At 75.7% G+C, this 9,065-nt stretch carries 6 protein-coding genes; 2 read left to right on the top strand and 4 right to left on the bottom strand.

Annotated elements, in window-relative coordinates; all coding sequences use genetic code 11:
- Together SSBG_RS19655 and SSBG_RS19650 are read right to left on the bottom strand one after the other, a co-directional pair.
- The coding region (locus tag SSBG_RS19655; RefSeq protein ID WP_008747825.1) for an ABC transporter ATP-binding protein at window positions 1-3,810 on the bottom strand (3,810 nt) is incomplete at its 3' end.
- 149 nt (window positions 3,811-3,959) lie between these two features.
- Window positions 3,960-5,339, bottom strand: a complete 1,380-nt coding sequence (locus tag SSBG_RS19650) for a S53 family peptidase (protein ID WP_050776797.1) — start codon at window positions 5,337-5,339, stop codon at window positions 3,960-3,962.
- 219 nt (window positions 5,340-5,558) lie between these two features.
- On the opposite strand from SSBG_RS19650, the gene SSBG_RS19645 reads away from it, so the two are divergent.
- Window positions 5,559-6,557: an NAD-dependent epimerase/dehydratase family protein gene (locus SSBG_RS19645; protein ID WP_008747823.1), complete on the top strand. Its 999-nt coding sequence runs from the start codon at window positions 5,559-5,561 to the stop codon at window positions 6,555-6,557.
- A 75-nt stretch (window positions 6,558-6,632) separates the two neighbouring features.
- On the opposite strand, the gene SSBG_RS19640 is transcribed toward SSBG_RS19645, so the two are convergent.
- Both SSBG_RS19640 and SSBG_RS19635 read right to left on the bottom strand, forming a co-directional pair.
- Window positions 6,633-7,658: a sensor histidine kinase gene (locus SSBG_RS19640; protein ID WP_420790340.1), complete on the bottom strand. Its 1,026-nt coding sequence runs from the start codon at window positions 7,656-7,658 to the stop codon at window positions 6,633-6,635.
- Window positions 7,541-8,578: a response regulator transcription factor gene (locus SSBG_RS19635; protein ID WP_008747821.1), complete on the bottom strand. Its 1,038-nt coding sequence runs from the start codon at window positions 8,576-8,578 to the stop codon at window positions 7,541-7,543. Before SSBG_RS19635 ends, SSBG_RS19640 begins: the two co-directional genes overlap by 118 nt.
- 60 nt (window positions 8,579-8,638) lie before the next feature.
- Between SSBG_RS19635 and SSBG_RS19630 the strand changes: the two genes are divergently transcribed.
- Window positions 8,639-9,065: glycosyltransferase family 2 protein (locus SSBG_RS19630; protein WP_008747820.1), on the top strand; the 427-nt coding region annotated here is incomplete at its 3' end.

The raw sequence follows: 9,065 nt of genomic DNA, 5'->3' as shown, positions 1-9,065 counted from the left end.
GTATGTGCCGTTCAGGGCGAGCAGGTCCGTGTGGGTGCCGTCCTCGGCGACGCGGCCCCGGTCCATCACCACGACGCGGTCCGCGCGGGCGGCCGTCGTCAGCCGGTGGGCGACGACCAGCGTCGTGCGGCGCCCCGCGAGGCGTTCGGTGGCGTGGGTGACCTGGGCCTCGCTCGCGAGGTCGAGGGCCGCCGTGGCCTCGTCCAGGAGCAGGATGTCCGGGTCCACCAGCTCGGCGCGGGCCAGGGCGATGAGCTGGCGCTGGCCCGCCGAAAGGTTGCGGCCCCGCTCGGCGACCTCGTGCAGGTAGCCGCCGTCCAGGCTCCCGATCATGTCGTGCGCGCCGACCGCCCGGGCCGCCGCCTCCACCTCCGCGTCGCTCGCCTCGGGCCGCCCGTAGGCGATCGCGTCGCGGACCGAGCCCGCGAAGAGATACGCCTCCTGCGGGACGACGCCGAGCCGGTGCCGGTACTGGGCGAGGTCCAGCTCGCGCAGATCGGTGCCGTCCACCGTGACGCGGCCCGAGGTCGGGTCGTAGAAACGCGCGACGAGCTTGACGAGTGTGGACTTGCCCGCGCCCGTCTCGCCGACGAAGGCCACCGTCTGGCCCGCCCGCAGCGTCAGGTCCACGTCGTGCAGCGCCGTCTCGTCCCCGTACGCGAAGTCCACGTTCCGGAAGGAGATCTCGCCCCGCAGCCGCTCACCGACCGGGAGCGGGCGCGCGGCCTGCCGGGTCGAGGTGGGCTCGACCAGGAGCTCCTGCACGCGGCCGAGCGAGACGCTCGCCTGCTGGTAGCCGTCGAAGACCTGCGAGAGCTGCTGGATCGGTGAGAAGAACAGGTCGATGTAGAGCAGGTAGGCGACGAGCGCGCCGGTCGTGAGGGTGCCCGCGTCCACGCGGTGCGCGCCGACGGCGAGGACGAGGACCGTCGCGGCCGTGGAGAGCAGCTGGACGAAGGGGAAGTAGACCGAGATGAGCCACTGGCCGCGCACCCGCGCCTGCCGGTACGCCCGCGCGTCGCGCGTGAACTTCTCGTAGCCCGACTCCTCGCGGCGGAACGCCTGCACGACGCGCAGCCCCGCGACCATCTCCTGGAGCTCGGAGTTGACGGTCGAGATCCGCTCGCGGGCGAGCTTGTAGGCGCGCACGCTGCGCTTGCGGAAGAAGTACGTCGAGACGATCAGGACCGGCAGCGTCGCGAAGACGAGCAGCGCGAGCTGGACGTCGATGACGAGGAGCGCCGCCATGATCCCGAAGAAGGTCACGACGGAGACGAAGGCGGTGACCAGGCCCGTCTGGAGGAACGAGGACAGCGCGTCCACGTCCGTCGTCATGCGGGTCATGATGCGCCCGGTCAGCTCGCGCTCGTAGTAGTCGAGACCGAGCCGCTGGAGGTGCGAGAAGATCTTCAGGCGCAGCGAGTAGAGCATCCGCTCGCCGGTGCGGCCCGTCATGCGGTTCTCGCCGAACTGCGCGCCCCACTGGAGGAGCACGGCGCCGAGGCCGAGGAGCGCGGAGAGCCACACCGCGCCGAGCGCCATGCGGTTGACGCCGTCGTCGATGCCGTGCCGGATGAGGACGGGCAGCGCGAGGCCGAGGCCCGCGTCCACGGCGACGAGCAGCAGGCTGAGGGCGAGCGGGCGGCCGAAGCCGCGCAGCAGGCGGCGCAGTCCGTAGGCGTCCTCGGGCGCGACGGCGCGCGCCTCGTCGATGTCGGGAACGTCCCGCGCGGCGGGCAGCGCGTCCACCTGCGCGAGGAGTTCCGGCGTCGCGGGCATCCCGTCGAGCGCGGTGTCGCGCGGGGTGCGGTCGCCGGTCCACAGCTGGGGGGTGATGCCGCGCTCGGCGTCGTACTCGGCGTCCAGTTCGGCCCGTACGGACTCGTCCTCGGGCAGGTCCTTGGGGAGGACGTGCCCGGGCGAGACGCCGCCGAGTTCGTCGGGGTCGGTGAGCAGGCGGCGGAAGAGCGCGGAGTCCCGCTCCAGTTCCTCGTACGTGCCTAGCGCCGCGATCCGGCCGGCGTCCAGGACCGCGATGCGGTCGGCGAGGGCGAGCGTGGAGCGACGGTGCGCGATGAGAAGCGTCGTACGGCCGGCCATGACGCCGCGCAGCGCGGTGAAGATCTCCTGCTCGACGCGCGCGTCGATCGCCGAGGTGGCGTCGTCCAGGACGAGGAGGCGCGGGTCGGCGAGGATCGCGCGGGCGAGCGCGACACGCTGGCGCTGGCCGCCCGAGAGGGTGAGGCCCTGTTCGCCGACGACGGTCTCGTAGCCCTCGGGCAGGTCGCTGATGAAGCCGTGCGCCCGGGCGGCGCGCGCTGCGGCCTCGATCTGCTCGCGGCTCGCGTCCGGGTGCCCGTAAGCGATGTTCGAGGCGATCGAGTCGGAGAAGAGGAACGAGTCCTCGGGGACGAGGCCGATCGCGGCGCGCAGCGAGTCGGTGCGCAGCGTGCGGACGTCGTGGCCGCCGACGAGGACGGCGCCCCGGCTCACGTCGTAGAAGCGCGGCAGGAGGAGGGAGACCGTGGACTTGCCGGAGCCGGAGGAGCCGACGAGGGCGACGGTCTCGCCGGGCGCGACGGTGAGCGAGAAGCCGTCGAGGACGGGCCGCTCCTCGTCGTACCCGAAGCGCACGTCGTCGAACTCGACGGTCGCGGGCGCGTCGGCGGGCAGTGCGCGGGTGCCGTCGGTCAGCGTCGGCTCGGTGTCGATGAGCTGGAGGACGCGCTCCACGCCCGCGCGGGCCTGCTGGCCGACGGTGAGGACGACGGCGAGCATCCGGACGGGGCCGACGAGCTGGGCGAGGTAGGAGGAGAAGGCGACGAACGTGCCGAGCGTGATGTGGCCGCGCACGGCGAGCCAGCCGCCGAGCGCGAGCATCGCGACCTGCCCGAGCGCGGGCACGGCCTGGAGGGCGGGCGTGTACTTCGCGTTGAGGCGGATCGTGCGCAGCCGCCCGGCGAAGAGCCGGCGGCCGACCTCGCGCAGCTTCCCGGTCTCCTGCTCCTCCTGCCCGAAGCCCTTGACGACGCGGACCCCGGAGACGGCGCCGTCCACGACGCCCGCGACGGCGGCGGCCTGCGCCTGCGCGTACCAGGTCGCGGGGTGCAGGCGGCTGCGGGAGCGGCGGGCGATGAGGTAGAGGGCGGGGGCGACGGCGAGCGCGACGAGGGTGAGCGGAATCGAGAGCGTCGCCATGATGACCAGCGACATGACGAAGAGGAGGACGTTGCCGATCGTCATGGGCAGCATGAAGAGCAGGCCCTGGATCAGCTGGAGGTCGCTCGTGGCGCGCCCGACGACCTGCCCCGTGGACAGCTCGTCCTGGCGGCGGCCGTCGAGGCGGGTCAGGGTGCGGTACATGTCGCGGCGCAGGTCGAACTGCACGTCGAGCGCGAGCCGTCCGCCGTAGAAGCGGCGCAGGTAGGCGGTGACGTAGACGGCTCCGGCGGCGCCGAGCAGCAGACCGCCCCACGTGGCCATCGAGCGGGAGCCGCCGATCACGTCGTCGATGATGATCTTGGTGAGCAGCGGGATGAGCGCCATGACGGCCATCCCGGCGAGCGAGGCGCCGAGGGAGAGGATCACGTCTTTGCGGTAGCGCCAGGCGTAGCGCGCGAGGCGCCCGGCCCAGCCGGGACCCCCGGCGGACGGCCGCGCGGTCCCGCCGGACGGTTGCGCGGTCCCTGCGGACGGCTGCCCGGCCTCGGCGGGCGCGGTGGCGCGTATGGGCGTTCCCCCGTCCGTGCGGGCGTCCCGCCCGCCGTCCCGCTCCCCGTCCGGTTCCCGGGCCTGTGCTCCTGCCGCCACTCATGCCTCCTGGTGATCCGTCTCGCCGCTGGCGCCAACACCCGGAGCTGCGGATTTCATCCCGCTGTTACGCGACGCAATGAAGCGGGGGCGTGCGTAGGAGGCGTACGGGGCGCGTGCGGGGCCGTCGGCGGGCGCGGCGGAGGGTGTCAGCGGGCGCGGTGGGGGGTGCCGGCGGCGAGGGCGGGGACGAGCCTCGCCGCGTCGACCGTGCCGAGGCCGCTCGCCAGGTCGTAGCCGCGCCCGGCGCGGTAGCCGCGGGTGCCCTCCGTGGCGTTGTCGCCGCTCGTGATGTCGCGCACGCCGCCCGCCCGGCCCAGCCGGTAGAGGGCCGGGTTGAGCGCGCCCAGGGCGTGGCCCGCGCGCTGGGCGGCGAGCGCGACGATGCCGCCGAGGAGGGGCGCGGCGAGACTCGTACCGAGCATGGGGACCCAGGCGCCGCGACCGGCGTGCGTGAACCAGACCATGGTGGAGCCGTCGGCGGAGGCGGTGAGCGAGACGTCGGGGACGCCGCGCCGGGCGCCGGTCACGTCCCGTACCCCGTCCTGGTAGCGGGGCCTGCGCGCGAGCACCGAGGTGCCGCCGCCGGGCGCGCCGCCCTTGTCGTTCCACACCGTGTCGGCGGCGCGGCGGCGTCCGGCGGCGTCGAGGGTGACGCGGGTGCCGCCGACGGCGGTCACGGAGGGGTCGGAGGCGGGCCAGGCGACGCCCCGGACGGGCTCCGCGCCGAGGTGGGCGGCCTGCGCGGCACCGGGCGAGGCGCCGTCGTCCCCGCTCGCGGCGACGACGGTGGTCCCGGCGCGCGCGGCCCCGGCGAGCACGGGCCGCAGCCCGCGCGCGAGGCGCGCGACCTGCTCCGCGCCGTCACCGCGCTCGGACATGACGAAGCTGAGCGAGAGGATGTCGGGGCGCTGCCGGGTGAGGACGGTGCGCAGCGCGGCGGCGAGCGCGTCGGCGGCACGGGCGTCGAGCACGCCGTCCGCGTCCACCCGCGGGAGGTCCACCTGGTGGTAGACGAGGCGGGCGCGCGGGGCCATCGCGTGCAGGGCCTCCATGTCGAGCGTGGCCTCGCGCGCGGTGGCGAGCATCCCGGCGTTGTCCTCGTCGTAGGGTGCGGCCTTCGCGCCGTGCGGGGGCGCGTGGCGCACGACCTCCAGGCGCGGCGCGGGCAGGCCGAGCGCGCGGCTGAAGTGGCGCAGATCGGCGGCGAGGTGCGGGGAGCCGACGACGCCGAGCGCGGCGACGGTCGTCCCGGCCCCGTCGGTGCCGCGGTCGCCGAGGCGTTCCGTCCCGTACAGCCGGCGCAGCTGGGTGAAGGTGTAGCAGCCGGTCCCCGTCTCCCGTACGCAGACCTCGCGGGCCTCGGCGGTGGCGGTGGCGCCGGGTTCGGGGGTGGTGGCGGACGCGGCGCGCACGCGGCGGGCGGCCTCGCTCCCGGCCACGGTCTGGCAGCCGGTGAGGGCGAGCAGGGAGGCGAGGAGCACGAGGACGAGGGGAGCGGAGCGGGGGCGGGAAGTCGTACGGGGCACGGGGTCCTCCCTGGCGTACGGCGTACGGCGGCCCCCGTCACCGAGGGCGCGGACCCACCCTCGCCCGGGGCGCGGCGTTGCGCCACCCGGGGGACTCCGGCGGGGTGAACCGGGCGGCGGCACGGGGCGGAGGCGGGGGCCGGGGCGCTGTTCTTACGAGGTGCTGACGTTCCGCTCCGTACCGCCCTCGCCGGGCGCGGGGCGCCCTAGCGTGAGCCCATGCGCGTACTGGTCACCGGCGGTGCCGGGTTCATCGGGTCCCATGTCGTCGACGCCCTCGTGGAGCGGGGGCACGAACCCGTCGTCCTCGACCTGCGCGCGGACCCGGCCCGGGACGTGCGCGACGCGGACACGGTCGCCCGGGCGCTCGCCGGGATCGACGCGGTGTGCCACCAGGCGGCCCGGGTGGGGCTCGGTGACGGGGTGCGGGACGCCGCCGGGTACGCCGGGCACAACGGTCTCGGGACCGCCGTGCTCGTGGCCGCCATGGCCGAACAGGGCGTGCGCCGCCTCGTGCTCGCCGGGTCGATGGTCGTCTACGGCGAGGGCCGGTACACGTGCGGACGCCACGGCGTCGTGCGCCCGGGGCCGCGCGCCGCCGCCGCTCTCGACGCCGGGCGCTTCGAGCCCGTCTGTCCGGCGTGCGGCGCCGAACTGGAACCGGGGCTCGTCGCCGAGGACGCGCCCGCCGACCCGCGCAACGTGTACGCGGCGACGAAGCTGGCCCAGGAGCACCTGGCCGCCGCGTGGGCCCGCGCGACCGGCGGCACGGCCCTCTCGCTGCGCTACCACAACGTCTACGGCCCCCGGATGCCCCGCGACACCCCCTACGCGGGCGTCGCCTCCTTCTTCCGCTCCGCGCTCGCGCGCGGCGAGGCGCCCCAGGTCTTCGAGGACGGGCGGCAGCGGCGCGACTTCGTGCACGTACGGGACATCGCGACGGCCAACGTGGCCGCGCTGGAGGCCGGCGCGGAGCCCGGGGCGCTCACCGCGTACAACGCCGGGAGCGGGACACCCCACACCGTGGGCGAGCTGGCCGCGGCGCTCGCGGCGGCGTGCGGGGGGCCGGAGCCCGTCGTCACCGGCGCGTACCGGCTCGGGGACGTCCGGCACATCACCGCCGACTCGGCGCGGCTGCGCGCGGACCTCGGCTGGAAGCCGGAGACGGGTTTCGCGGAAGGGACGCGGGAGTTCGCGGCGGCCGGCGCGACGGGGTGACGGGAGCGGTGCGGCGGAGGCGGTGACGCGGGGCGGTGCGGCGGGAGCGGTGACCTGGCGCGCGCGGGCGCCGCCTCACGGGGCGGGTGGCAGGGTCACCTCGAAGCGGCAGCCGCCGGGGATGTTGCGCACCGTGGCCCGGCCCTGGTGCGCCTCCACGATCCCGCGCACGATGGCGAGGCCGAGGCCCGCCCCGCCCGGCGGGGTCCGCGCGTGCTCGCCGCGCCATCCCGTGTCGAAGACCCGCCCGATGTCCTGGGCGGGGATGCCGCCGCAGCCGTCCGAGACGGAGACCACCACCCCGTCCGCGCGCCGTGCCGTGGCGACGGCCACGGTGCCGTCGGCGGGCGTGCGGCGGATGGCGTTGACGAGGAGGTTGGCGAGCACGCGGCTCATCTCCTTGCCGTCCACGACGACCGGCACCGCCTCGACCCCCTCGCCGACGAGCCGGACCCCGTGCTCGCGGGCGAGCGGGTCCACACCCGCGAGGGCGTCGCCCACGAGGTCGTACAGCGACATGCGCGCGGGGTGCAGGGGGAGCGAACCGGCGTGGATGCGGGACAGTTCGAAGAGGTCGCCGACCATGCCGTCGAGCCGTTCGACCTCCGTCCTGATCCGGGTCAGGTAGCGGCCGGGGTCGGCGGCCACCCCGTCCTCCAGTGCCTCCGCCATGGCGCGCAGTCCCGCGAGCGGGGTGCGCAGGTCGTGCGAGATCCAGGCGACCAGTTCGCGCCGGGACTCCTCCAGGCCGCGTTCCCTGGCCGCCGAGGCGGCGAGCTTCTCGCCGGTGACGGCCAGTTCCCTGCTCAGGGCCTCCAGTTCGGCGGCGGCCGGCACGTCGGGCGCGCGGAAGCCGTCCCCGTCGCCGAAGGAACGGGTCGCGCGGGTGAGCGCGTGGCTGCTCGCGACGACCCAGCGGCCCAGGAGCAGCGCCGTGGCGAGCGCGACGACCGCCGCCATCGCGACGACCGTGGTCACCACGCTCAGGTCGTGCGGCGAGAGGAACATCGCCCGGGCGACGGAGAGGGTCCCGGCGAGCATCGCGACGACGCCGACCCCGGAGACCACGGTGAGGGAGGTGACGAACGAGCGGCGGCGCAGCAGCCGCAGTACGCCGACCCCGGCCAGCCCGGCCCCGGCGGCGCCCGCGAAGGCGTAGAGGGCGATGAGGAGCGTGTCACGCACGGCCGTCCGCCCCCCCCCCGCCCCGAACCCGGCGCCGCCTCGCGAGGCACCCGGGGGTCCGCCTCCCGGCCCGTCCCGCGATCCGTCTCGCGGTCCACTTCCCCGTCCGCCTCCCGCCCCGCCTCGTGCTCCGCCTCGAAGCGGTAGCCGACACCCCACACGGTGCGGATCGCGCGCGGTGCGGCCGGGTCGTCCTCGATCTTTCCGCGCAGCCGCCGGATGTGCACGGTCACGGTGGACAGGTCGCCGAACTCCCAGCCCCAGACCTCCCGCATCAGCTCCTCGCGCCCGAAGGCCCGCCCGGGATGGCGCAGGAAGAAGGCGAGGAGGTCGAACTCGCGGAGGGTCAGCGACAGCGCCTCGCCGTCGCGGGTCGCGAGGCGGGCCGCCGGATCGACGGCGAGACGGCCCAGGCGTACGGGGGCCGACACGGCGTCCGGGCCGGTGCGGCGGAGCACCGAAGCGACCCGCAGGACCAGCTCGCGCGGGCTGAAAGGCTTCGTCACGTAGTCGTCGGCGCCCTGTTCCAGGCCGAGGACGCGGTCCTCCTCGTCACCGCGCGCGGTCAGCATCACGACCGGCACAGCGGCCCTCTCGCGCAGGCGGCGGCACACCTCCAGGCCGTCCATACCGGGGAGCATGAGGTCGAGGACGACGAGGTCGGGGCGGTGCGCGTGCGCGCGGGCGAGCGCGCTCGGCCCGTCGCCCGCGAGGTCCACGGTGTACCCGGCGCGGTCCAGGTAGCCGGCCACGACCTCGGCGACCGTCGGATCGTCGTCCACGACCAGGACGTGGCCCCGGGCGCTCGTCCCGGCGGGTTCGGAGGGCTGCTGCATGGCCCCAGCGTGTCACCGTGCCGCCCGTCGTGACCCGGCGCGCGGACCGCGACGGGCCCGATGTCAGCGTTCCGCAAGGGAAAGAGTCCGTTATATCCCTTACGTGTTCGTAGGCTTGGGGCCGTGATCACTCCCCCGAGCGTCGATGTCGTCCTGCCCTGCCTCGACGAGGCAGGGGCCCTGCCCTGGGTCCTCGGGCGGATTCCGCCCGGCTGGCGCGCGATCGTCGTGGACAACGGATCGGCCGACGGCTCGGCGCGCGTCGCCGAACGGCTCGGCGCGCACGTCGTGCACGAGCCGGTACGCGGCTTCGGCGCCGCCTGCCACGCCGGGCTGCGCGCCGCGCGCGCGGACATCGTCTGCTTCTGCGACTGCGACGCCTCGCTCGACCCCGGGCTCCTCGTCCCCTTCGTCCAGGAGGTCCGGGCGGGCGAGGCGGACCTCGTGCTCGGCCGCCGCCGCCCCGTCGCGCGCGGCGCCTGGCCGG

The sequence above is a fragment of the Streptomyces sp. SPB074 genome, from assembly GCF_000154905.1.
GTDB lineage: Bacteria > Actinomycetota > Actinomycetes > Streptomycetales > Streptomycetaceae > Streptomyces.
This window is presented reverse-complemented; position numbering and strand designations above follow the sequence as displayed.